General features: G+C 39.2%; 21 protein-coding genes, 1 tRNA gene and 1 other annotated feature. All 22 genes read left to right on the top strand.

The window, feature by feature from the left end:
- Window positions 1-16 precede the first annotated feature (16 nt).
- The gene (gene sdhA / locus BMSHG_RS12210) at window positions 17-1,777 is read left to right on the top strand and encodes a succinate dehydrogenase flavoprotein subunit (RefSeq protein WP_019154741.1); all 1,761 of its coding nucleotides are present in this window, start codon (window positions 17-19) and stop codon (window positions 1,775-1,777) included.
- Between the two features lie 3 nt (window positions 1,778-1,780).
- On the top strand, window positions 1,781-2,542 hold the full coding sequence (gene sdhB, locus BMSHG_RS12205; RefSeq protein ID WP_019154740.1) for a succinate dehydrogenase iron-sulfur subunit: 762 nt from the start codon (window positions 1,781-1,783) through the stop codon (window positions 2,540-2,542).
- A 117-nt stretch (window positions 2,543-2,659) separates the two neighbouring features.
- The gene (locus tag BMSHG_RS12200; RefSeq protein WP_019154739.1) at window positions 2,660-3,121 is read left to right on the top strand and encodes an acyl-CoA thioesterase; all 462 of its coding nucleotides are present in this window, start codon (window positions 2,660-2,662) and stop codon (window positions 3,119-3,121) included.
- A gap of 148 nt (window positions 3,122-3,269) precedes the next feature.
- Window positions 3,270-3,494, top strand: a complete 225-nt coding sequence (gene gerE, locus BMSHG_RS12195; RefSeq protein WP_019154738.1) for a spore germination transcription factor GerE — start codon at window positions 3,270-3,272, stop codon at window positions 3,492-3,494.
- Window positions 3,495-3,756: 262 nt separating this feature from the next.
- Window positions 3,757-4,212, top strand: a complete 456-nt coding sequence (locus tag BMSHG_RS12190; RefSeq protein WP_026073437.1) for a MarR family winged helix-turn-helix transcriptional regulator — start codon at window positions 3,757-3,759, stop codon at window positions 4,210-4,212.
- A gap of 10 nt (window positions 4,213-4,222) precedes the next feature.
- Entirely contained in the window at window positions 4,223-5,041 is an 819-nt protein-coding gene (racE, locus tag BMSHG_RS12185; RefSeq protein WP_019154736.1) for a glutamate racemase, read from the top strand.
- Between the two features lie 315 nt (window positions 5,042-5,356).
- Window positions 5,357-6,409: a GerMN domain-containing protein gene (locus BMSHG_RS12180; RefSeq protein WP_019154735.1), complete on the top strand. Its 1,053-nt coding sequence runs from the start codon at window positions 5,357-5,359 to the stop codon at window positions 6,407-6,409.
- 125 nt (window positions 6,410-6,534) lie between these two features.
- Window positions 6,535-7,290 carry a ribonuclease PH gene (rph, locus tag BMSHG_RS12175; protein ID WP_019154734.1) on the top strand — a complete coding sequence of 252 codons (756 nt, stop codon included), beginning with the start codon at window positions 6,535-6,537 and terminating at the stop codon, window positions 7,288-7,290.
- A complete protein-coding gene (locus BMSHG_RS12170) occupies window positions 7,287-7,889 on the top strand; it encodes an XTP/dITP diphosphatase (protein WP_019154733.1) in 603 nt (200 codons plus the stop codon). Before rph ends, BMSHG_RS12170 begins: the two co-directional genes overlap by 4 nt.
- A 16-nt stretch (window positions 7,890-7,905) precedes the next feature.
- Window positions 7,906-8,424 (top strand): metallophosphoesterase, encoded by a 519-nt coding sequence (locus BMSHG_RS12165; protein WP_019154732.1) that lies wholly within the window; start codon window positions 7,906-7,908, stop codon window positions 8,422-8,424.
- Window positions 8,425-8,796: 372 nt separating this feature from the next.
- Window positions 8,797-8,873, top strand: a tRNA-Arg gene (locus BMSHG_RS12160).
- A 513-nt stretch (window positions 8,874-9,386) separates the two neighbouring features.
- Window positions 9,387-10,289 (top strand): branched-chain-amino-acid transaminase, encoded by a 903-nt coding sequence (gene ilvE / locus BMSHG_RS12155; RefSeq protein ID WP_019154731.1) that lies wholly within the window; start codon window positions 9,387-9,389, stop codon window positions 10,287-10,289.
- 14 nt (window positions 10,290-10,303) lie between these two features.
- Window positions 10,304-10,555 (top strand) — a binding site (T-box leader).
- A gap of 81 nt (window positions 10,556-10,636) precedes the next feature.
- Window positions 10,637-12,358 (top strand): acetolactate synthase large subunit, encoded by a 1,722-nt coding sequence (ilvB, locus tag BMSHG_RS12150; RefSeq protein WP_019154730.1) that lies wholly within the window; start codon window positions 10,637-10,639, stop codon window positions 12,356-12,358.
- A complete protein-coding gene (ilvN, locus tag BMSHG_RS12145) occupies window positions 12,355-12,873 on the top strand; it encodes an acetolactate synthase small subunit (protein WP_019154729.1) in 519 nt (172 codons plus the stop codon). The genes ilvB and ilvN overlap by 4 nt, the downstream gene beginning before the upstream one ends.
- Window positions 12,874-12,995: 122 nt before the next feature.
- Window positions 12,996-14,009, top strand: coding sequence for a ketol-acid reductoisomerase (gene ilvC, locus BMSHG_RS12140; protein ID WP_019154728.1), 1,014 nt, complete (start codon window positions 12,996-12,998; stop codon window positions 14,007-14,009).
- A 37-nt stretch (window positions 14,010-14,046) separates the two neighbouring features.
- A complete protein-coding gene (leuB, locus tag BMSHG_RS12135; RefSeq protein ID WP_019154727.1) occupies window positions 14,047-15,159 on the top strand; it encodes a 3-isopropylmalate dehydrogenase in 1,113 nt (370 codons plus the stop codon).
- A gap of 96 nt (window positions 15,160-15,255) precedes the next feature.
- Window positions 15,256-16,668 (top strand): 3-isopropylmalate dehydratase large subunit, encoded by a 1,413-nt coding sequence (gene leuC, locus BMSHG_RS12130; RefSeq protein ID WP_019154726.1) that lies wholly within the window; start codon window positions 15,256-15,258, stop codon window positions 16,666-16,668.
- A gap of 13 nt (window positions 16,669-16,681) precedes the next feature.
- The gene (gene leuD / locus BMSHG_RS12125) at window positions 16,682-17,269 is read left to right on the top strand and encodes a 3-isopropylmalate dehydratase small subunit (protein ID WP_019154725.1); all 588 of its coding nucleotides are present in this window, start codon (window positions 16,682-16,684) and stop codon (window positions 17,267-17,269) included.
- 182 nt (window positions 17,270-17,451) lie between these two features.
- Window positions 17,452-18,477 (top strand): tetratricopeptide repeat protein, encoded by a 1,026-nt coding sequence (locus tag BMSHG_RS12120; protein ID WP_019154724.1) that lies wholly within the window; start codon window positions 17,452-17,454, stop codon window positions 18,475-18,477.
- 301 nt (window positions 18,478-18,778) lie between these two features.
- A complete protein-coding gene (gene tig / locus BMSHG_RS12115; protein WP_019154723.1) occupies window positions 18,779-20,062 on the top strand; it encodes a trigger factor in 1,284 nt (427 codons plus the stop codon).
- A gap of 844 nt (window positions 20,063-20,906) precedes the next feature.
- A complete protein-coding gene (gene clpX / locus BMSHG_RS12110) occupies window positions 20,907-22,172 on the top strand; it encodes an ATP-dependent protease ATP-binding subunit ClpX (protein ID WP_019154722.1) in 1,266 nt (421 codons plus the stop codon).
- Window positions 22,173-22,735: 563 nt separating this feature from the next.
- Complete coding sequence (gene lonB / locus BMSHG_RS12105) at window positions 22,736-24,403, top strand: ATP-dependent protease LonB (RefSeq protein ID WP_019154721.1); 1,668 nt, start codon at window positions 22,736-22,738, stop codon at window positions 24,401-24,403.
- Window positions 24,404-24,521 lie beyond the last annotated feature (118 nt).

Here is a 24,521-nt window from a genome sequence, read left to right as displayed (position 1 = left end):
AAAGGAGTGAAAACGCATGAGTAAAGGTAAGATTATTGTAGTCGGTGGTGGATTAGCCGGCTTAATGGCAACAGTTAAAGCAGCAGAAAATGGAACACCTGTGGATTTATTTTCATTGGTGCCAGTTAAACGTTCTCACTCTGTTTGTGCCCAAGGCGGTATTAATGGAGCTGTAAATACAAAAGGTGAAGGCGATTCACCGATGATTCACTTTGATGATACGATCTATGGTGGTGACTTTTTAGCCAACCAGGCACCCGTAAAAGCGATGTGTGAAGCTGCACCTGGTATTATTCATTTATTTGACCGTATGGGTGTTATGTTTAACAGAACATCTGAAGGGTTACTTGATTTCCGTCGCTTTGGTGGAACACAGCATCACCGTACAGCATTTGCTGGGGCGACTACGGGACAACAGCTTTTATATGCATTAGATGAGCAAGTGCGTCGCCATGAAGTTGCTGGCTTAGTTAATAAATTTGAAGGATGGGAATTTTTAGGAACGATTATTGATGATGATGGTGTTTGTCGTGGAATCGTTGCTCAAAACTTAACTTCAATGGAGATAAAGTCATTCCCTGCAGATGCCGTTATTTTGGCAACAGGTGGTCCTGGAATTATCTTCGGTAAGTCCACTAACTCTGTTATTAATACAGGTTCTGCTGCAGCCATCGCATACCAACAAGGTGTATACTATGCAAATGGTGAATTCATTCAGATCCATCCGACAGCCATTCCAGGAGATGATAAGCTACGCCTGATGAGTGAATCAGCTCGTGGTGAAGGTGGTCGTGTTTGGACGTATAAGGATGGTAAACCATGGTATTTCCTAGAAGAGAAATATCCTGCATATGGAAACCTTGTACCACGTGATATCGCAACCCGTGAAATCTTTGATGTATGTGTCAATCAAAAATTAGGGATTAACGGCGAAAACATGGTATATCTTGATCTTTCTCATAAGGATCCTAAAGAACTTGATATTAAACTTGGTGGAATCATTGAAATTTATGAGAAATTTACAGGAGAAGATCCTCGTAAATTGCCAATGAAAATCTTCCCTGCTGTTCATTACTCAATGGGCGGTCTATGGGTAGATAATGATCAAATGACGAATATCCCTGGTCTCTTCGCAGCTGGTGAGTGTGATTACTCGCAGCATGGTGCGAATCGTTTAGGTGCGAACTCTCTATTATCGGCTATCTTTGGTGGAATGGTCGCTGGTCCAAATGCTGTGAAGTATATTAATGGACTTGAAAAAAGTGTTGATTCTCTATCTTCTTCTCTATTTGATAACTATGTTCAACAAGAAGAAGAGAAATGGAATAAAATTATGTCCATGGATGGCACTGAAAATGCTTATGTTCTTCATAAAGAGCTAGGCGAATGGATGACAGATAATGTAACCGTTGTTCGTTACAATGATAAATTATTGAAAACAGATGAGAAATTACAAGAGCTTTTAGAGCGTTATGAAAATATCAATATAAACGACACGGCAAGATGGAGCAACCAAGGTGCAGCATTCACACGTCAACTGCAAAATATGCTTCAATTAGCACGTGTTATTACAATCGGAGCATATAACCGTAACGAAAGCCGCGGTGCTCATTATAAGCCAGAATTTCCTGACAGAAATGATGAGGATTTCTTAAAAACCACGATGGCAAAATTTGTAGATGCGAAAACAGCACCAGAATTCCATTATGAAGAAGTAGATACTTCTTATATCACACCTCGTAAACGTGATTACTCTAAGAAAAAGGAGGAGAAATAAGAGATGGCAGAGAACAGTACCGTCCATTTTATTATCTCTAGGCAAGATTCTCCTGATTCTGCTCCTTATCAGGAAGAATTTCATGTACCATATCGTCCGAACATGAATGTCATTTCTGCATTAATGGAGATTCGACGTAATCCTGTTAATGCTGGGGGGAAAGAAACTTCTCCAATTGCTTGGGATATGAACTGTTTAGAAGAAGTTTGTGGGGCGTGCTCTATGATTATCAATGGCAAACCACGTCAATCCTGTTCTGCCATTGTCGATCAACTTGAGCAACCGATTAGACTTGAGCCAATGCGTACGTTCCCAGTCGTTCGTGACTTGCAAGTGGATAGAAGTCGTATGTTTGACTCATTGAAGAAAGTGAAAGCATGGATTCCAATCGATGGTACATATGATTTGGGACCTGGTCCACGTATGCCTGAAACAAAGCGTCAATGGGCGTATGAGCTTTCGAAATGTATGACATGTGGGGTTTGCCTTGAAGCGTGTCCGAACGTAAACAGTAAATCGAATTTTATCGGACCTGCGCCACTATCTCAAGTGCGCCTGTTTAATGCTCACCCAACAGGTGAAATGAACAAAGCAGAGCGTTTAAATTCCATTATGGATGACGGCGGCCTTGCTAACTGTGGTAATTCCCAAAACTGTGTTCAGTCTTGTCCAAAAGGAATTCCATTAACTACATCGATTGCTGCATTAAATAGAGATACGGCATTCCAATCATTTAAAAACTTCTTCGGAAGTGATCAAATATAAGAGAAAAAGGGTGTCCTGCTGGATGCCCTTTTTCATACTAGTTATGTTCAAAAAAATCTAAAAGGATGTATAATGAATGAATAGCCATTCATTTAATAAGTTGAAAGGGTGGAGAGCATGAGTAGAATCAGTTATATCGAAGAATTATCAAACTGGGAGCAGGAATTTAAATTTTATCATCCGGTTAAAGTACGATTTTCTGAAACAGATATGTTTGGACATTTGAACAATACGGTTCCGTTTACATATTATGAAGAAGCAAGGATTGAGTATTTTAAAAGCAAGGGCATGATGACCGATTGGCTTGACGGAAAAAGTGAAGCGATAATTGTTGTGGCTGATTTACAATGTGATTTTCTCAAGCAAGTTTTCTTTGATGATAAGCTTAAAATCTTTGTAAAGGCACATCATATCGGTAATTCTTCCGTCGATATCCACTATATGGGCAAGAGAAAGAATAGAGAAATTTGCTTTGTCGGAAGGGGAACTATTGTTCAGGTTTCTAAGAAAACGGGGAAAAGTATACCTTGGTCTACTGAAGTGAAGGAAGCGATGATCGAAAAGGAAGAGATTCAATAAACTCCGCATTCGCACATTTTTTGAAAAATCACAAACTCCTTTAAAGGATTGTTGTCACTCAGATAGTGCCCTTCACATAAGATATGGTGACTAAATATATACCCATCCCGCTGTTCATAGCTGGCGAAGGCAAGGAGGGTTACAATACTTGAAGGAGAATGAATATACTCACAAGCCATTACTCACCAAACGTGAAAGAGAAGTATTCGAGCTATTAGTACAAGATAAAACAACGAAAGAAATCGCTAGTGAACTGTTTATCAGCGAAAAAACGGTTCGGAATCATATTTCGAATGCCATGCAAAAACTCGGTGTTAAGGGGCGTTCACAAGCAGTTGTAGAACTCCTTCGAATGGGAGAACTAGAGCTTTAAATGCAAACCGGCTATCCTATTTTGGAAGCCGGTTTACTCATTTAAAACACTATCCTAAATGTAAATGGATCTAATAGATTGAACATCCTTGCAAGTTATTTCCTCGACAGCTTCCGACAGGACCTCTACTAATTTCGCTTGAAATTTATGTGAAAAAAGTAGAAAATAAAAGAAAAAGCATGTTTGAACGAGAATGAAGATGAATGCTTAAATTATTTTCATAAAACTAGGATTGTATTTTGGAATAGGGAGTTGTGGCATGATGGAGCGTGAGGAAGTTCAGGAAAAAAATAGCTTAGAAATGGTTGCGGAGATTGAAAAAGATTTAAGATACATAGCTGGAATCATTAAACAAAAGGGACGGGAAATTTTAAGCAATTATACGATTACCCCTCCTCAGTTTGTTGCATTGCAATGGCTCTTTGAAGAAGGGGACATGACAATTGGAGAATTATCGAATAAAATGTATTTAGCTTTTAGCACAACTACCGATTTAGTTGATCGAATGGAAAAAAATGAGCTCGTAAAGCGTGTGAAAGATCCGAATGATCGGCGTGTGGTGCGAATACACCTTTTAGAAGAAGGTGAAAGAATTATCGATGAAGTCATTAAAAAGCGTCAAGTCTACCTTCAAGAAGTTCTTCGGAATTTTTCTGATGAAGAGGTCATTACCCTCAAAGATAATTTAATGAGATTACATCAAGATATGCGAGAATGAGGCGAGTTATTTGGAACAACCAATTGGAGTAATTGATTCTGGGATTGGTGGACTAACCGTTGCCAAAGAAATTATGCGTCAATTACCACATGAAAAAATTCTTTATTTGGGAGACACAGCCCGCTGTCCCTACGGACCACGTACTGGTGAAGAAGTGAAAAAATTCACATGGCAACTGACGAATTTTTTATTAAGTAAAAATATAAAAATGCTCGTTATCGCCTGTAATACAGCAACGGCTGTGGCGCTAGAAGAAATACGTCAAGAGTTATCTATCCCAGTGCTCGGTGTTATTTATCCTGGAGCAATCTCCGCATTAAAAGTAACGGAGAATTATAAAATTGGTGTCATTGGAACTGAAGGAACGATCAAAAGTAAAGCGTATGAAATTGCATTGAGATCGATTAACGGTTCCGTTTCAGTAAGCGGACTGGCCTGTCCAAAATTTGTCCCATTAGTTGAAAGCGGAGAGTATGACGGTCCTGTTGCGAGGCGAGTGGTTGCTGAAACCCTTGCAACTTTAACAAATAAAGAGTTGGATACGCTTATTCTTGGCTGTACCCATTATCCCCTATTAGAATCAATCATTAAAAAGACGATGGGCAATGCTGTAAAAGTAATTAGCTCTGGCGAAGAAACGGCAAGAGAAGTGAGCAGTATTCTCTATTACAAAGGACTTTTAACAAATAATAGCACAATTCCTGAGCATGAATATTATACAACCGGATCTAGCCGAATTTTTTCTAGAATTGCTTCACAATGGTTAGGAAAGAAAATGCTTAATGTGCAAACAGTTCGGATTGAAAGTAAGACAGAAAGCCTCCTCTAAGGGGGCTTATTTTTATGAAACGCTGTTTTCGTAATGATTGTGGTTTTTTTGTAAATATCCAAATTTTTTCTCCGAAAAACCCCTCAAATGAGGTTTTTGCGCGGCATTTTTCGCTTACTTGATCCTCATTTAACGAGTAATAATAGGGATTTTTTCTCCTATCTATGACAAAATAGCAACAATGTTTTTCGAAAAAAGCCTTATGAAAAGTGATAAAAAAATATCTTGATTGTCCAATTTTTTTTCGTGAGGCGGTCTAATTTGAAAATAGGCTCGTATATATGTTAGTACAAACTGTCTTTGGAGGGATAAAGCATGTCCATTAATAAAAGAACAATTGTACTAACATCATTGATTATTTTATCTGTTCTCTTGTCTGGCTGTGGCTTGCTGGGGGGGAAGGAAAAGGAGAAAATTGATCCACCTCAAACGGTTACATACACAGATGATGGTCAGGTAGTTGAAGAAACGGCGGGAGAAGAAGTTGCAGAGGAAGAGGCTAGTGAAGGAAGTGTGATGACAGAACTTTATTTATTCGATAAGAACGGTTATGTTGTCCCACAAACCTTTTCACTGCCAAAAACTGAGTCGGTCGCAAAACAGGCGCTTGATTATTTAATTGAAGGTGGTCCAATTACAGAAATGCTACCAAACGGCTTCACTGCTGTCTTGCCAGCAGATACTGAAGTGAGTGTTAATATTACTGACAACACTGCTATTGTTGATTTCTCAAACGAATTCAAAAATTATAAGCCTGAAAATGAGTTGAAGATTTTAGAAGCAGTTACTTGGACGTTAACGCAGTTTGATTCAGTGGAAAATGTCGCATTGAAATTAAATGGGCATGAATTAAACGAGATGCCTGTTGCAGGTACTCCAATTGGAAAAACGGTTAGCAGAGCGAATGGGATTAACCTTGACACAACAGATGTGGTGGACATCACGAATACAAAGGCTGCCACTGTCTATTATGTTGCTGGTGATGAAGGTTCTTATTATTATGTTCCAGTCACACGTCGTGTGGCAGAAAACAATATTGAAGGGGTCGTGGCCGAGCTTGTAAAAGGCCCAAGTCATTCATCTACATTACTAAATGACTTTTCACCAGATGTTGAGTTACTAGAGGAACCAAAGGTTGAAGATGGAAAAGTAACATTAAACTTTAATGAATTCATTTATGGCAGCTTTGAAGAAAAGGTAATTTCAGAACATGTCCTAAACATGCTTGTTCTTTCCTTAACGGAGCAGAATGGGATTGAGAGTGTTGAAGTTATGGTTGAAGGTGAAGCTGAACTTGTGAAGGAAAATGGAGAAAAACTTGTAGAACCTGTGACAAGACCTGAAAAAGTGAATACAATTAGTTTTTAAAAAATCTTTTTTGATATACTATAGATAGGACAGTAGAAGAAGGTGGCTTTCATCGAGCCACCTCTTCTTTATTGACGAAGCTCTAACTTAAGGGCAATTGTATTTGTGGAAAAGGAGGATATCATATGCGTGTTGATGAGAGACAGCCGTTTCAATTACGTCCCATTGAAATTGATACGGATTATTTAATGCATCCTGAAGGATCAGTGCTCATAACAGTTGGAAACACAAAAGTCATTTGTACCGCTAGTATTGAAGAGAAGGTGCCACCTTTTATGAGAGGTCAAGGAAAAGGATGGGTGACAGCGGAGTACTCCATGCTTCCACGGGCAACAGGACAGCGTAATATTAGAGAGTCAGCAAAAGGAAAAATCACTGGACGGACGATGGAAATTCAACGCTTGATTGGAAGAGCACTTCGAGCCGTCGTTGATTTAGATGCACTTGGAGAAAGAACGGTATGGATTGATTGTGATGTCATTCAAGCGGATGGTGGGACAAGGACTGCTTCCATCACAGGTGCGTTTGTGGCAATGACCCAAGCGATACATAAAGTTTATCTTGAAAAAAAGTTATCAAAATATCCAATTAAGGATTTTTTAGCGGCAACAAGTGTCGGGATTCTGGAAGATGATAATGTCGTTTTAGACTTAAATTACATAGAAGACTCAAAGGCAAATGTTGATATGAATGTCGTTATGACTGGCAATGGAGAATTTGTTGAAGTTCAAGGAACGGGTGAAGAATCTACTTTTTCTTACGCGCAATTACAGCAATTACTGAAGGCAGCGCAAGAAGGAATTAGCGAACTGTTCGAGCATCAAAGAACAGCAATCGGAGAAGCAGCAACTGCAAAAATTGAGGAGAAAACAGCGAAATGAAAACAGTTATTATAGCAACAAAGAATCGTGGCAAAGCAATGGAATTTGAAAGGATGTTTCGACCACTTGGTTTTGAGGTAAAGACATTACTGGATTTTGAAGAAATAGAAGATATCGAAGAAACTGGGCAAAGCTTTGAGGAAAATGCAATGATAAAGGCAGAAGCAGTTTCTAAGCAAACGGGACAAGTAGTTATTGCCGATGATTCTGGCTTAATGGTCGATGCCCTAGATGGTGCTCCTGGCATCTATTCTGCACGTTACGCTGGCTCTGCGAAAGACGATGAAGCCAATATTGATAAACTATTAGAAAACTTAAGAGATGTGCCAGATGAGAAAAGAACAGCAAGATTCTATTGCGCCTTAGCCATTGCCTATCCAAATGGTGAAGGTATTACCGTTAATGGGTCATGTGAAGGAATCATTTTGAGAAACAGAAGAGGAACAAATGGCTTCGGCTATGATCCAATCTTCTTCGTTACTGGGTTGGGGAAAGCAATGGCCGAACTTGAGCCAAGTGAAAAAAATCAGATCAGTCACCGAGCAAATGCCTTGAAAAAGCTAGAAGAAATCATCCAGTCTGGAAAATTTAATGCTTGAATAGAAGGTGCTACCTATGGCAAAAGTGTTAATTGTAAGTGATAGCCACGGACAAAGAGAAGAACTTTCTGAACTGAAAGTAAGACATGGACAAGATATCGATCTCATGATTCATTGCGGAGATTCTGAACTCTCAAAAAAAGATGATGAGATTCAAGCCTTTAGTGTGGTAAGAGGAAATTGTGACTTTGGCAATGATTTTGATACAGAAATTATAAAAGAGGTTGGCGAGTTACGTTTTTTTGTTACCCATGGTCACTTATTCTCGGTAAAATCGTCGTTAATGCAACTTCAATACCGTGCAGAGGAAGTAAATGCGGACATCATTTGTTTTGGACACTCACATGTACTAGGTGCTGAGATGGTCAGAGGTAAGCTATTTATCAACCCAGGCAGCCTCCGTTTACCAAGAGGGAGAAGAGAACGAACGTATGTCATACTGGACATTGAAGGCACCACTGTTAACCTACATGTGTATGACTTGGATAAGGGAGAATTGGCGGAGTTTAACCAAACTTTTGTATTTAATAAGTGATAGATGTGTTTTTGTTGAGTGCTCGAGAAATTCCGTTTTTTATTGTTATATTAAAAAAATTATTGCTGATATACTTAATTTTTCTAGAACGACATGAAACGAATCATTTGATAAGACGTGGGGGAAGAGGCTTTCCCCCATTTAATCATTTGTTTGTGAAAAAATAAATTTTCCTGTTGACTTTTAATTACTAGCACAATATAATAAAAAATGTCCTTGAAAAAAGGAAACACAAAATGAACTGTCCAGTAGCTCAGCTCGAATGAAATTGCTTCATCGAAAAAGCTACCACGTACTACTCTACTCCTTGAATAGGCTTATTGAGTTCAGGACGGAATCACGTGAACAAAATCAAATAATACTATAACATATGTCCCAGTAGCTCAGCTGGATAGAGCAACGGCCTTCTAAGCCGTCGGTCGGGAGTTCGAATCTCTCCTGGGACGCCATTTATACACACCAATTATGTACATATTCGTTAAGTTACTGTCATGTAACTTAACGTTTTTTTGTTCTTTGAAGGAACTTCTTCCACAAAACCTCGGCTCACTAAGTAAAGCGCTTTCTTTCGTGTGAGAAAATCTAACATCAGTTCCGTCTTTCTTCTATTATAATAACTTCGAAAAAACGTGGCTTTTTATTCATTAAAAAGCACTGAAATCGCAGGTTCAAATTATCCAAAAAATAAAAAAATTTAAAAGTGCAAAGATTATCGTTGTATCAATCATGTAAGCGTATCCAATTAAATAGAAAAATATAAATTATCGCACAATTCTAAAAAATACTGTTGACTAAGAGGAAAAATGCGAGTAAGATAGTCCTCAAATAAATAATAACAAAGAGATGAACTGCTTTAGATTGTAGCTACGATTAATTTTTTTGAATCTTAAGATATATCTTTTTTTAACATTTGATTTCAGTCATTTAAAGCGTTTTGATATTAAAGTGAAGAGGTGAGTTTCGTGTCAGAGCAATGGATTTTTCTGAATGATGAATATGTCACGAAAGAAAATGCCAAGGTCTCCGTTTATGACCATGGTTTCCTCTATGGAGATGGAGTATTTGAGGGGATTCGCGTATATAGCGGCAATATTTTTAGAATGAAAGAGCATATGAAACGCTTGTATAATTCAGCTAAATCAATTCTGCTTACAATTCCTTATTCAGAAGATGAATTAACAAAGATCATTGCGAATACAGTTGAAAAGAACAATGTTGAAGATGCTTATATAAGAGTGGTTATTTCAAGGGGAGTTGGTGACCTTGGATTGGATCCATATAAGTGTAGGAAAGCGAGTGTTATCGTCATTGTAGAGCCATTATCAATTTTTCCAAAAGAACTCTATGAGACAGGGCTTGAAATCATTACTGTGGCAACACGTAGAAATCGACCAGATGTATTAAGTCCAAAAGTGAAATCTCTTAATTATTTGAACAATGTTCTTGTGAAAATAGAAGCTCATTTAGCGAATGTAAGTGAGGCTCTCATGTTAAATGATCAAGGTTATGTAGCAGAAGGTTCTGCTGACAACGTCTTTATTCTCAAGGATGGCTGCTTTTTAACACCGCCAGGATATGTCGGAGCTCTTGATGGGATTACGAGAAATGCTGTTATCGATATTGCAAGAGAACTCGGTTATGAGGTTAAAGAGGAACCTTTTACAAGACATGATGTCTATACTGCTGACGAAGTTTTCCTGACTGGAACAGCTGCCGAAGTTATCGCAGTTGTGAAAGTGGATGGTAGAGAAATTGGTAATGGAGCTCCTGGTGAGCATACGAATAAACTACTCGCGAAGTTCAGGGAGCGAGTTGTGTCAGAAGGTGTAAAGGTTTATAGCAAAACAACACCACGAGTAAGCTAATACATGATGTATACGAAAAAGCGAAGAAGAGGATAAGTAGTTTTATGGGATGTCGATCGACAGAGAGCCGGAGAAGCTGAGAACCGGTGGTCACTACATAAAATGAACTCACCTCAGAGTGCTGTCTTGAAAGGGTATTAAGTAGAGGCAGTCGAGTGGCGACACTCGTTATCAAAATGGCCAGACTTTTGGTCAAAAGTGCATGCGAAAAACGCATGAACAAGGGTGGTACCGTGGAAATGCTACAAAGCCTTTTCATCCCTTATGCCTAGATGTACTAGGCTTACGAGGGGTGGAAGGGTTTTTTTATTTTGAAAAAATAGCTAAGGAAAAAAGGAGGGCAACGAATGTTACAGGAAACTGCCTTAACAAATACTAAGGCTGAGAACAAAACGTTAAGCGGATCAGAGCTTTTACTACAAGCTTTGGAAAAGGAAAAAGTGGAAGTCATTTTTGGATACCCAGGTGGAGCTGTATTACCAATCTACGATAAAATCTATGATTCTAAAATTCTTCACGTTTTGCCTCGACATGAGCAAGGCGGAATTCATGCAGCTGAAGGATATGCGAGAATCACAGGGAAACCGGGCGTTGTGATTGTAACATCGGGCCCAGGAGCTACAAATATCGTGACAGGATTGACAGATGCCATGATAGATTCTCTTCCACTTGTCGTATTTACAGGTCAGGTTGCTACAGGTGTGATTGGAACAGATGCTTTCCAAGAAGCAGATATTTTAGGGATTACCACTCCAATTACGAAATATAACTATCAGGTACGAAATATTGAGGATATCCCACACATTATTAAAGAGGCCTTTTATATTGCTAATTCTGGTAGACCGGGACCAGTATTAATCGATATTCCAAAGGATATCGCAACGGCAATGGCTGAAGTACAAGAGGAGAAGGAAATTCAGTTACCAGGCTATCAGCCAACATTGAAGCCAAACTATTTGCAAATTCGCAAGTTGACAGAAGCGGTGAGTCGGGCAAAGAAGCCGGTTATTTTAGCAGGGGCTGGTGTACTTCATGGTCAAGCAGCAAAAGAGTTAAAAGAGTATGCGGAACAGCAAAAAATCCCAGTTGTTCATACGTTACTTGGACTAGGCGGATTTCCTGCGAACCATGAACTCTCCTTAGGAATGGCAGGTATGCATGGCTGTTATACCGCCAATATGGCACTGTACGAATCAGACCTCCTTATTAATATTGGAGCTAGATTTGACGACCGCTTAACCGGAAACTTAAACCATTTCGCTCCAAACGCTACGGTCGCCCATATCGATATCGACCCAGCTGAAATTGGTAAAAATGTTCCAACTGAAATTCCCGTTGTTGCAGATGCGAAGGAAGCGTTAAAGCAATTAATAGTACAAGAAGGAAAACCACCTGTACATGATGCGTGGCTGCAAACATTAGCAAGTTGGAAGAGTGAATATCCTTATGAGTATGAGAAAAGCGAAAGCACCCTCAAGCCACAAAAGGTTTTAGAAATGCTCTATGAAAAAACCAAGGGAGATGCGATCGTCGTTACAGATGTCGGTCAACATCAAATGTGGGCAGCTCAGTATTATCCATTTACTAAAGCAAATCGATGGGTTACATCAGGAGGCTTAGGAACGATGGGATTCGGCTTACCAGCAAGTATTGGAGCATCCCTCGCAGATAAAAATGCTTGCGTGTTAGCAGTTCTTGGTGACGGTGGATTTCAGATGAGTACACAGGAACTTGCGGTGATTCGAGAATTAAATCTACCAATTAAGATTGTGATTCTCAACAATTTAGCCTTAGGCATGGTACGACAGTGGCAGGAACTCTTTTACAATGAGCGTTATTCCCATAGCAAAAATCCGGTCCAGCCATCCTTTGTAAAACTTGCAGAAGCATATGACATCAAAGGCTATGTGATTGAAACAGAAGCAGAAGCGGAAGAGATATTAAATGAAGTTCTCCAAAATCGTGATCCGGTGCTTCTAGATTTTCGTGTTGATGGAAAGGAAAATGTTTATCCAATGATCGCACCTGGAAAAGGGATAAATGAAATGGTAGGTGTGAAAAAGCAATGAAAAGAATCATTACGTTAACCGTCAATAATCGACCAGGGGTATTGAATCGCATTACTAATCTTTTTTCCAAAAGAAATTACAACATTGAAAGCATTACAGTTGGCCATTCTGAAATTGAAGATGTATCGAGAATTACATGCGTCGTCAATGTCGAAAATGACCAAGTAATTGAACAAATTACGAAACAATTAAACAAGCAAATCGATGTGTTAAAAGTGACAGATATTAGTGAACAATCAATCGTCGCAAGAGAGTTGGCTCTAATCAAAGTGCTCTCAACTCCAAACAATAGAAGTGAAATGAACGCCTTAATTGAACCGTTTAGAGCATCGATTGTAGACGTCGGCAAAGATACGCTCGTCATTCAAATCACAGGAGAGTCTGACAAAATTGAAGCCTTTATCGAATTGATGAAGCCATATGGGATTAAGGAACTTGCGAGAACAGGAGCGACTGCATTTTTAAGAGGTACGCAGCGCTCAAGCAATCAAACAAAAAATATTTCGATTGTTTAGGCTCCTTTCGAAAATCTTTTCAAAAAACAACAATCTATGCGAAAACAGCGATTGTTTAACATCAGGGAATCCAGTAATAAAACATATACAAAAACATTACTAGTTGGAAAGGAAGAGGACAAATGGCAAAAATGTACTATAACGGAGATGCAAATGCGAGTTATTTAGAAGGGAAAAAGGTGGCGGTAATTGGCTACGGCTCACAAGGTCATGCTCATGCTTTAAATATGAGAGATAGTGGTGTGAATGTCGTCGTTGGACTGAGAAAAGGGAAATCTTGGGATAAGGCAGTGGAAGATGGTTTAGAAGTTGTCACAGTGGCTGAAGCAACAGCACAAGCAGATGTAGTGATGATTCTTTTACCAGATGAGTTGCAACCAAAGGTATACAAAGAAGAGATTGAGCCAAATTTAACGAGTCAGGCGCTCATGTTTGCTCATGGATTTAATGTTCATTTTCATCAAATCGTTCCTCCGAAAACGTGTGATGTTCTATTAGTTGCACCAAAGGGTCCAGGACATTTAGTGAGAAGAACTTACGAGGAAGATGCAGGTGTTCCAGCGTTGTTTGCCATCTACCAAGATGTGACTGGGGAAGCAAAAGATCTAGCCCTTGCGTATGCAAGAGCTATTGGAGCATTAAGAGCAGGTGCATTAGAAACAACATTTAAAGAAGAAACAGAAACAGATTTATTTGGAGAGCAAGCGGTGTTATGTGGAGGAACGACAGCATTGGTGAAAGCTGGTTTTGAGACGCTTGTTGAAGCAGGATATCAACCGGAACTAGCTTATTTTGAAACATTGCATGAATTAAAGCTAATTGTTGACCTCATGTATGAAGGTGGATTAGCGGGAATGCGCTACTCCATTTCAGACACGGCCCAATGGGGTGACTTTGTCACAGGTCCAAGGATCGTAACGGATGAAGTGAAAAAAGAAATGAAGGCAGTGTTAAAGGATATTCAAGATGGTCATTTTGCTAAAGGGTGGATTCTTGAGAATCAAGCGAATCGTCCGGTATTCAATGCAATTAATGCCAGTGAAAACGAGCATCTTATTGAAAAGGTTGGAGAAGAACTTCGTGCTATGATGCCATTCGTAAATAAAAATCGCAAAAAAGAAGTTGTCACTAAATAAGACTTTAACAACCATTTAAAAGGATGGAGGGGTAATGATGAAAAAACGGATCGCCGTTCTAGCGGGAGATGGTATTGGAAAAGAAGTTACGAGAGGTGCTGTGGAAATACTCCGTGCCATTGGAGAGAGATTTGGACATCAGTTCTCCTTCTCTTATGGACATATCGGTGGTGGGGCTGTAGATGAGCTAGGAACACCATTACCAGATGAGACGCTTGACCTTTGTAAGGAAAGCGACGCCGTTCTATTAGGAGCAGTAGGAGGTCCGCAATGGGATCGATTACCTGTCCATCTCCGTCCAGAACAAGGCTTATTAAAAATCCGGAAAGAGTTAGGTTTATATGCAAATTTGCGACCAACTCTCTACTATTCTAGTCTTGCTGAAGCATCCCCGTTAAAAAGAGAAGTGATTGAAGAGGTTGACTTGCTTATGGTTCGTGAGTTAACCGGCGGTCTCTATTTTGGAAAACCAAGTGAACGAATGAAGCAAGATGGTCAAGATGTGGTCGTCGATACACTATTTTATCAAAAAGCAGAGATGACAAGGGTCATTAAGCTGGCATTTGAATTAGCCAAAAATCGCCGTGGACACGTTACTTCTGTAGATAAAGCGAATGTGTTGGAATCAAGCAGGATGTGGAGAGAAGTAGCAGAAGAGGTAGGGCAACAATACCCTGAGGTCACTCTTGAACACATGCTTGTCGACAATGCAGCGATGCAAATGGTTCGTAATCCGAAACAATTTGATGTGGTCGTAACAGAGAATATGTTTGGTGATATTTTGAGTGATGAAGCGTCTGTGTTAACGGGCTCTCTCGGAATGTTACCTTCAGCGAGTATTTCTGAAAAGGGTCCATACTTATACGAACCAATTCATGGTTCTGCCCCTGATATTGCAGGACAAAATATCGCCAATCCACTAGCTACGATTCTATCGGTTGCGATGATGTTACGCGTCTCTTTCGGGTTAGAGCAAGAAGCGAAAGCGGTTGAAACGGCAGTAGATGAAGTGCTTAATAGCGGCTTTCGAACAAAAGATATCACTTCTGTCGAAACAAAGCTTGTCACAACGACAGAAATGGTAGAAGAAGTTAAAGCGACGATTCTAGATAATGAAACGATCCAAAGTATTATGGGGTGTTACGCATAATCAATGAATTATACGAGTAGGTCTCACACACATTGAGTACAGCCTGAACACGACCTAAATGGTCGTGTTTATTATTAACATTTAGGAGGGGATAAAATGGGGAAATCCATAGTTGATAAAATTTGGGAACGTCATGTAGTCTATAGCGAAGCGGGGAAGCCGGATTTACTATATATCGATTTACATCTTGTCCATGAAGTAACGTCTCCACAGGCTTTTTCAGGATTAAGAATGAAAAATCGCAAAGTCCGTCGTCCCGATAAAACATTTGCAACGATGGATCACAATGTTCCAACCATTAATCGAAAGCAAATAGATGACCAAGTGGCATTAAATCAAATGACAACCCTCGAAAAAAACTGTCTTGAGTTCGGAATCGAGCTTGCAGGCATTGATAGTCCAGAGCAAGGAATCGTTCATGTCATCGGACCAGAATTAGGTTTAACGCAGCCAGGGAAAACGATTGTTTGTGGAGATAGTCATACGTCAACTCACGGAGCATTTGGAGCACTTGCGTTCGGAATTGGTACAAGTGAGGTCGAGCATGTACTAGCAACCCAAACATTATGGCAGTCAAAACCAAAGACTTTAAAGCTTGAAATTAATGGAGAATTAGCAGAGGGCGTAACCGCAAAGGATGTTATTCTCTATGTTCTAGCAAACTATGGAATTAAGTTTGGAACAGGGTATGTCATTGAATATTGTGGTGATGTCATTAAGAACTTATCAATGGAAGAAAGAATGACGATTTGCAATATGTCCATCGAAGGGGGAGCAAGAGCAGGTCTAGTTAGTCCAGATGAGACAACCTTCTCTTATTTAAGAGGAAGAAAGCATGTGCCAAAGGGAGAACTTTTTGATGAATATGTAGACAACTGGAAGTCTCTTGCCTCTGATGATGATGCAGAGTATGACAAAGTCATAGAAATTGATGGGTCTAACATTGCGCCAATGGTTAGTTGGGGAACCAATCCTTCCATGACAGCTAAAGTGGATGGGCAAATTCCGACGCTAGAAGAATGTGAAACCGAATTGGAAAAGGAGTCACTTACAAGAGCTTTAGCTTATATGGACTTAAAGGAAGGTCAAAAAATAGAAGATATCAAAATTCAGCATGTTTTCATCGGTTCTTGTACGAACTCTCGAATTGAAGATATTCGTGCAGCAGCAGAGATTGTTAAAGGGAAACAGGTTCATCCTGGTGTTCGCGCCTTAGTGGTGCCAGGTTCTCAGTTTGTGAAAAAGACAGCTGAGGAAGAAGGTTTAAATCAAATTTTTGCAGAGGCAGGTTTTGAATGGCGTGATGCAGGCTGTAGCATGTGCTTAAGCATGAACGCAGATGTTGTTCCAAGTGGAGAGCACTGTGCGTCTACATCAAATCGAAACTTTGAGGGACGCCAAGGGGCTGGAGCAAGAACGCACTTGGTTAGTCCGCAAATGGCAGCAGCAGCAGCGTTAAATGGTCATTTTGTCGATATTCGTAAATTAAAGACTATCAAAACAGTGTGAGGAGGGTGATAGAATGACTGGATTTAAAAAGCTTGATGGAAAAGCGGTGGCACTTGACCGTGCGAACGTCGATACTGACCAAATTATTCCAAAACAGTTTCTGAAGAGAATTGAGAAAACGGGTTTTGGAAGATTCCTATTTTTTGATTGGCGCTATAAAGCAGAAGGGGTTCTAAATGAAGATTTCGAACTAAACAAACCAGAAAATCAGGGGGCGACTTTTTTAATTGCTAATGATAATTTTGGCTGCGGTTCTTCGAGAGAGCATGCCCCATGGGCTTTATTGGATTATGGTTTCAAAGCTGTTATCGCCCCTTCATTTGCAGATATTTTCAAGCAGAACTGTTTGAAAAATGGGATTCTTCCTATTGTTTTAAAGGAAGAAGAAGTGAAATACCTACTCGAAAGAGGGAAAGAAAAAGCTTTTGCCCTCGAGATTGATTTAGTTGAGCAAACGGTCAAAGATGAAGAAGGCTTGACGGCGACTTTTCCTATTTCGGATTACTGGAAAACGATGCTTGTGAATGGTTGGGATGAAATCGAAATCACGCTCCAATTAGACGAAAAGATCTCCGCCTATGAGCAAAAACAGTCTGTTTAATGATGAAAAGCAATCGGCAATTGGGTCGATTGCTTCTTTAAAATGGCATGAAAGTGAAAAAATTTGGTAATCATGGTCATGAGAATATCGGATCATTCTTAGCTTTTCCCACTGTTGTCTGCTTGCAGATATGTTTTGGAACATGCTAAACTTACCTCAACTAATTTGAAGGGGTATTTTATATGAAAAAAAAGGGGCGAAAGCGAATAAACGGCAATGTTATTCAATTTCCTGACCTTGAAAAGAGGCTTCTAGACAAGGGCTTAGAACAACTTCAACAGAAAAATTATACGGAAGCAATTGCCTTATTTGAAGAAGCAAAAATATTGGCGCCTGAGGATGCAGATGTCTATGTTGGACTTGTTTTGGTTTACTATGAGGCAGGGGGTCTTGAAAAAGCGAAACAGCTTGCGGAAGAAATGTTGAAGGGAGGAATTGGCGAGTATTTTCAAACGGTCGATCTTTATTTAATGATTCTTATTCAACTTCATGAATATGAGGAAATTATTACCACGATCGAAATCCTTCAGGAAGAAAGAGAAATTCCTTTCGATAAACAAGAGCATTTTTCGAAACTGTTAGCTTTTAGCAAACGCATGGTGGAAAATAAGTCAGTGCTAGAAGACCAAGAAATCTTTGAAGCAGTTGAAGAGGACCCACCGAATGCGCTATTTGTCAACAAAGACCCGAATCAATTGGTACTTGCAATCGCTGAACTGGCACATAAAAATGTAAGACAATACATAACAGAAGTGAAGGATTATCTTGAAGATGCAGAAGGACATCCATTTCTAAAGACGATGCTTCTAAATATATTACAAGAACAAGAATATGAAAAAGAAGTACAGGTTGAGAAATTTGGAAGAAGGAAAAGAATTGTGCCAGGAGTACTTGTTTCCGCTTCTGAAATGAAGCAGATGCAAGACCTTCAAAAAGAGCTAATTCATATTGAAAATGAGGATCCGGTTCTTTATCAACATATTATGAGTCTAATTGAAAGGCACTTATTTCTTCTATATCCATTTGAATTGGTTCCTGAAGATGCTTCACTTTGGGCGGCGTCCTATCATTTGACTGGTTTGCAATTTAATGGGATGGAGCCACAAATAGAAGAAATGGCAGAGCGGTATGATGTTGTCCCTGATGATGTGAAAAGCGCCTGTTCCTTCATTGAAAAATTAGAAAAAATTTCTTATCCCATTATTTAGCTTCAATGTTGAAAGAGACAAATCCTATGTTATAATGTAGTGGTTGTAATGTGTAATCATTGTTTTTACATATTAAATTGGATATGGACTTAGGACACATATTCATGATATTAAGGTTATTTTCAAATTACTGATTGTTATTGCCTAATACGAGCCGTAGTTCATTTTAGCATTTGATTTTTATGCTAATCATGAAGGAAATGGCGTTGTTTTTTTGTTTTCGCCTGACTTCTTCAAGGGTAGCAATAGCAAACCGTTTGAAAAAGAACCAATGATAATAGATTTTGGAGGGAATATTAGTATGTCTGCAAAATGGGAAAAGCAAGAAGGGAACCAAGGAGTTCTTACATTTGAAGTAGATGCAGAGAAGTTTAACGAAGGATTAGACGCTGCATTCAAAAAAGTTGTTAAAACAGTAAGTGTACCAGGCTTCCGTAAAGGGAAAATGCCTCGTGGTATGTTTGAAAAGCGTTTTGGAGTAGAGTCTCTATACCAAGATGCCATTGATATTTTACTTCCTGAAGCATATACAAATGCCATCGAGGAAGCTGGAATTGAGCCAGTTGATCGTCCAGAAATTGATGTAGAACAAGTGGAAAAAGGCAAAGCTTTAATCTTCAAAGCAACTGTAACAGTTAAGCCAGAAGTAAAACTTGGCGAATACAAAGGCATTGAAGTAGAAAAAGTTGATACTGAAGTAACTGAAGAAGATGTTAACCAAGAATTAACTTCACTTCAAGAGCGTCATGCGGAGCTAGTGGTAAAAGAAACTGCTGCTGAAAATGGCGATTCAGTTGTAATGGACTTCGAAGGTTTTGTCGATGGCGAACCATTTGAAGGTGGACAGGCTGATAACTACTCACTTGAACTTGGTTCAGGTCAATTCATTCCAGGATTCGAAGAGCAACTTGTAGGAACGGCTGCTGGAGAAGAGAAGGAAGTTGAAGTAACATTCCCAGAAGACTATCATGCTGCTGAGCTAGCTGGCAAGAAAGCTGTCTTCAAAGTGAAAGTACATGAAGTGAAAGGGAAAGAACTTCCTGAGCTTGATGATGAATTCGCGAAAGATGCAGATGATGAAGTAGAAACATTAGATGCTTTAAAAGAAAAAATCAAAACTCGTCTTGAAGAAAGCAAAAAGCATGAAGCTGAGCATACTGTACGTGATACAGTTGTGGAAAAAGCAGCTGAAAATGCGGAGATCGATTTACCAGCTATTATGATCGATAATGAAGTAGATCGTATGCTCCAAGAATTCGAGCAACGTTTACAAATGCAAGGAATGAATCTTGACCTTTACTTCCAATTCTCTGGTCAAGACGAAACAGCTCTTCGTGACCAAATGAAGGAAGAAGCTGAAAAGCGTGTTCGTATGAACCTTACTCTTGAAGCAATTGCTAAAGCAGAAAACATTGAGGTTGCACCTGAAGAAATGGATGCAGAGCTTAACAAAATGGCTGAAATGTACAACATGCCTGTTGAAAACATTACGGCAGCTTTAGGAAGCTTAGACGGTCTTAAAGCAGATATTCAAGTGCGCAAAGCATTAGATTTCCTAGTTGAAAATAGCAAAACAATCGGTTGATTTTCATTAACTAAATAAAACAAGGCACGAATAAATCGTGCCTTGTTTTATAAAATTTAACTTCCAAATTTTTTTACTGCAGGTCACTCAATAATTTAAATTTTGTACATATACATAGCATTATATAAGTTCTTAAGTTATACATACTTCGTTCCTTTAAGTATCTGCATGGTTAAAAAATAAGCTTTAGAAAAAACATCCGACTTAATTAGCGAGTTTTTGGTTAAGCTTAACTGTACACCAGTAAAATGGTTTTTCTTCCGTTACCGTAAATTCAAAGCATGCTCATATACAAATACTACTTCACCTGTAAGTGTTATTATTTCCTGTCCGTACATAAAATGTGGTACAATGCAATACATAACTATTGGATAATCTTTGTATAAGACCTTTTCGCAAATAGGATTGCTTTTGGAAAGCAATAAGAAACAAGATGCCTGATTTAGGGAGCGAAAAGTGCCGTTTCACGCTATTGTATAGCCATAACCGTGATATAAGCGTAAAAACCGGCTTCTCGTTTTTTACAAATAATCACAATCTATACGAAAACAGCGTTGTATAAAAAGGCCCAATTTTGGTTCGATTTTTAGCAAAAACTAAATAAGAAGCAGTTTAAAATAAGTTTAGAGACAAAACAATTCGAGGTAGTGAAAGAGCAGTTGTTCTGGATGTGACGTAGCGTAAGAGAAAGTCAGCAGAGCCTCTGGTGATAAGTAGCAAACTTTTTATATGTAAAAATGGTTTCATAAAGACATTCATTTGTGAAATCGAAACGAATTTTTACATAGAGAAATGTATACGAAAACAAGAGACGATACTAGACGTTTTCAAGGGGTGAAAAAATTTGTTTAAATTTAATGATGAAAAAGGACAATTAAAGTGTTCCTTCTGTGGTAAAACACAGGACCAAGTTCGAAAGTTAGTTGCCGGCCCAGGCGTGTATATATGTGATGAATGTATTGAACTTTGCACTGAAATCGTAGAAGAAGAGCTTGGGACAGAAGAAGAAGTGGAGTTCAAGGATGTTCCGAAGCCAAAAGAAATTCGGGATATTTTAGATGAATATGTAATTGGTCAAGATCAAGCGAAGAAGAACTTATCGGTAGCTGTTTATAACCATTACAAACGAATTAATTCAAATAGTAAAATTGATGATGTGGAACTGGCAAAAAGTAATATCGCAATGATCGGTCCAACAGGAAGCGGTAAAACGTTGCTTGCGCAGACTCTTGCACGTATTCTCAATGTGCCATTTGCTATTGCTGATGCGACATCTTTAACAGAAGCAGGTTATGTTGGGGAAGATGTAGAGAACATCCTACTCAAACTAATCCAAGCTGCTGATTATGATGTGGAAAAGGCTGAAAAGGGAATCATTTACATTGACGAAATCGATAAAGTCGCTCGAAAGTCGGAGAATCCTTCGATTACGAGAGATGTGTCAGGTGAAGGGGTTCAGCAGGCATTGCTGAAGATTCTTGAAGGTACTGTTGCAAGTGTCCCACCACAAGGTGGAAGAAAACATCCACATCAAGAATTTATTCAAATTGACACAACGAACATTTTATTCATATGTGGTGGAGCATTCGACGGCATTGAACCGATTATTAAACGTCGTTTAGGACAGAAAGTAATTGGTTTTGGCTCAGATGTAAAGCAGGCAGAAGTGGAAGATAAGGATCTATTATCAAAGGTTTTACCAGAAGATCTTTTACGATTTGGGCTTATTCCTGAATTTATCGGGCGTCTTCCAGTTATTGCGAGTTTAACTTCATTAGACGAGGATGCGTTGATTGAAATTTTAACAAAGCCTAAAAATGCTTTAGTTAAACAATTCCAAAAAATGCTTGAAATCGATGATGTAGAGTTAGAATTCGAAGAAGAAGCTCTAAATGAGATTGCGAAAAAGGCGATTGAACGTAAAACAGGAGCACGTGGACTACGCTCTATTATCGAAGCGATTATGCTCGATGTAATGTACGAATTGCCTTCACGTGATGATATTTCAAAATGTATTATTACGAAGGAAACTGTTACTGAAAGCAGTGCACCAAAGCTCCTTCTAAAAGATGGAACTGTGATCGAAGAAGAAACGAAAACTTCGGCTTAAATAGAGAGAGGTCAAACCAATAATCTGGTTTGGCCTTTTTTTGTTGACTAAGGATTTTTATAAAATCCCTCGACTTAATACTCGTATAAGGAGCATCGGTATGAAAAAATAACAGGAAAACTTCCCCTTAATGAGCAAGTATCATGAAAAAGAGCCGAAATAACAGGAAAAGTTCCTGCTAATCCTTCAAAAAATGCCAAAACAAACGATTTTGCTCTCCATAAGCGGAAAATCTTCCGTTATTTCTCCTAAAAGAGACTCCATCGAGGAGATAACAGGAAAAGTTCCGCTTAAGGATGAGATATTTGGCTCGAAATTAGACAAAGCGAAGCTTCCGACATTTTGTAGGAGTTTTTTTTGATCCTTTCGTTTTTTCCTTTCATTGAAAGATTTCTATAAATTTGTTGTTTATTCCATTCTGCATGAGGAGATACTAGATCTACAAAGGTTCTTCTCTACAAGTTGTTTCAAACGGAATCGTACATAACAACGAATGGAAGAGGCATCCGTATTAACCCGAGGCTCCAGATTATACAAGCTAGAGAGGTACAGGAGGGAAAACCATGAGTTGGACAGGGATAGCCTTATTTATCCAGCTTTTTTTCGGTATCGTAATAGGGCTTTATTTTTGGAATTTATTAAGAAATCAACGGACGCAAAAAGTATCAATAGATAGGGAATCAAGAAAAGAAATGGACCAACTCAAAAAAATGCGGTCCATCTCTTTAACTGAGCCACTTTCGGAGAGGGTTCGTCCCTCAAGCTTTGAGGATATCGTTGGCCAAGAAGATGGAATAAAGGCCCTCAAAGCTGCCTTGTGCGGGCCAAATCCACAGCATGTGATTATCTATGGTCCACCTGGAGTTGGAAAAACAGCTGCGGCAAGACTAGTGCTTGAAGAAGCGAAGAAAAACCCTAAGTCTCCGTTCAAACCAAGTTCTGTGTTTGTTGAACTTGATGCAACAACGGCTCGTTTTGATGAACGTGGAATTGCAGATCCCCTTATTGGCTCCGTTCACGACCCCATTTATCAAGGGGCTGGTGCAATGGGACAAGCGGGAATTCCACAACCAAAGCAAGGGGCTGTCACGAATGCGCATGGTGGTGTGCTATTTATTGACGAGATTGGTGAACTCCACCCGATTCAAATGAATAAGCTTCTAAAAGTATTAGAGGATCGCAAAGTCTTTTTAGAAAGTGCCTACTATAATGAGGAAAATACGCAAATCCCAAATCATATTCACGATATTTTTAAAAACGGTTTACCAGCCGATTTCCGTTTAATTGGGGCGACGACAAGAACCCCTAGTGAAATCCCACCTGCCATTCGCTCTCGCTGCATGGAAGTATTTTTCCGAGAACTCACAGAAGATGAGATTGAAAGGGTTGGCAAGAAAGCAGCTGAAAAAGTGAAATTGTCAATTGGTGAGACGGGACTAAGTACGCTTGCGAATTACGCTCGAAATGGTCGCGAAGCCGTAAATCTAATTCAAACCTCAGCTGGACTTGCGATTCAGGAAGAACGTGATTTTATTAAGGATGAGGATATTGAGTGGGTCGTCCATTCCAGCCAACTTTCTCCGCGAATGGAAAGAAAGATTATGAAATTCTCGACAATTGGTCTTGTGAATGGGTTAGCTGTCTATGGACCAAATACAGGCTCATTATTAGAAATTGAAGTGATGGCGATTCCAACTCGAGACAAGGGTTCGATTAATATTACGGGGATTGTTGAGGAAGAGAGTATAGGTGATCGAAGTAAATCAATTCGAAGGAAGAGTATGGCCAAAGGTTCGATTGAAAATGTCATTACTGTGCTTCGTTCTATGGGTGTTCCGGCAGATGAATTTGATATTCATGTGAATTTTCCAGGAGGAGTGCCAATTGATGGTCCTTCAGCGGGAATCGCAATGGCTACGGGAATTTACTCTGCCATTTACAAATTGCCCATTGATCATACAGTTGCGATGACGGGCGAAATTAGTATCCATGGGAATGTAAAGCCGATTGGCGGCGTCCTTCCGAAGATTAAAGCTGCGAAAAAAGCAGGAGCTGAAACAGTAATTATTCCAAAAGAAAATGTTCAATCTATTTTGAATGAGGTAAAGGGAATTGAAATTATTCCTGTTACCCATCTTTCAGAAGTATTTGATCTTGCGCTTTTGAAAGATAAGGCGGAGGAAAGAGCGATTACGGCGTCGATTGAATTAAAGAAAAAGGAAAGCATTTAGCTTTTTGCTTTGGAAAAAGATAAAAGACTTCGGTTTGTATATTAAGCCGAAGTTTTTTATTGCCAATAAATTGTCCGAATTCATGCATTACCGTCAAAAAATGAACGATACTAAAGGA

It is taken from the genome of Robertmurraya massiliosenegalensis JC6, assembly GCF_000311725.1.
Lineage (GTDB): Bacteria > Bacillota > Bacilli > Bacillales > Cytobacillaceae > Robertmurraya > Robertmurraya massiliosenegalensis.
This window is presented reverse-complemented; position numbering and strand designations above follow the sequence as displayed.

What these genes read in the sequence shown, in the direction of transcription:
- sdhA (WP_019154741.1), top strand. Translation starts at nt 17, where the DNA reads ATGAGTAAAGGTAAGATTATTGTAGTCGGTGGTGGATTAGCCGGCTTA.
- sdhB (WP_019154740.1), top strand. Translation starts at nt 1,781, where the DNA reads ATGGCAGAGAACAGTACCGTCCATTTTATTATCTCTAGGCAAGATTCT.
- BMSHG_RS12200 (WP_019154739.1), top strand. Translation starts at nt 2,660, where the DNA reads ATGAGTAGAATCAGTTATATCGAAGAATTATCAAACTGGGAGCAGGAA.
- BMSHG_RS12190 (WP_026073437.1), top strand. Translation starts at nt 3,757, where the DNA reads ATGGAGCGTGAGGAAGTTCAGGAAAAAAATAGCTTAGAAATGGTTGCG.
- BMSHG_RS12180 (WP_019154735.1), top strand. Translation starts at nt 5,357, where the DNA reads ATGTCCATTAATAAAAGAACAATTGTACTAACATCATTGATTATTTTA.
- rph (WP_019154734.1), top strand. Translation starts at nt 6,535, where the DNA reads ATGCGTGTTGATGAGAGACAGCCGTTTCAATTACGTCCCATTGAAATT.
- BMSHG_RS12170 (WP_019154733.1), top strand. Translation starts at nt 7,287, where the DNA reads ATGAAAACAGTTATTATAGCAACAAAGAATCGTGGCAAAGCAATGGAA.
- BMSHG_RS12165 (WP_019154732.1), top strand. Translation starts at nt 7,906, where the DNA reads ATGGCAAAAGTGTTAATTGTAAGTGATAGCCACGGACAAAGAGAAGAA.
- ilvB (WP_019154730.1), top strand. Translation starts at nt 10,637, where the DNA reads ATGTTACAGGAAACTGCCTTAACAAATACTAAGGCTGAGAACAAAACG.
- ilvN (WP_019154729.1), top strand. Translation starts at nt 12,355, where the DNA reads ATGAAAAGAATCATTACGTTAACCGTCAATAATCGACCAGGGGTATTG.
- ilvC (WP_019154728.1), top strand. Translation starts at nt 12,996, where the DNA reads ATGGCAAAAATGTACTATAACGGAGATGCAAATGCGAGTTATTTAGAA.
- leuB (WP_019154727.1), top strand. Translation starts at nt 14,047, where the DNA reads ATGAAAAAACGGATCGCCGTTCTAGCGGGAGATGGTATTGGAAAAGAA.
- leuC (WP_019154726.1), top strand. Translation starts at nt 15,256, where the DNA reads ATGGGGAAATCCATAGTTGATAAAATTTGGGAACGTCATGTAGTCTAT.
- leuD (WP_019154725.1), top strand. Translation starts at nt 16,682, where the DNA reads ATGACTGGATTTAAAAAGCTTGATGGAAAAGCGGTGGCACTTGACCGT.
- BMSHG_RS12120 (WP_019154724.1), top strand. Translation starts at nt 17,452, where the DNA reads ATGAAAAAAAAGGGGCGAAAGCGAATAAACGGCAATGTTATTCAATTT.
- tig (WP_019154723.1), top strand. Translation starts at nt 18,779, where the DNA reads ATGTCTGCAAAATGGGAAAAGCAAGAAGGGAACCAAGGAGTTCTTACA.
- lonB (WP_019154721.1), top strand. Translation starts at nt 22,736, where the DNA reads ATGAGTTGGACAGGGATAGCCTTATTTATCCAGCTTTTTTTCGGTATC.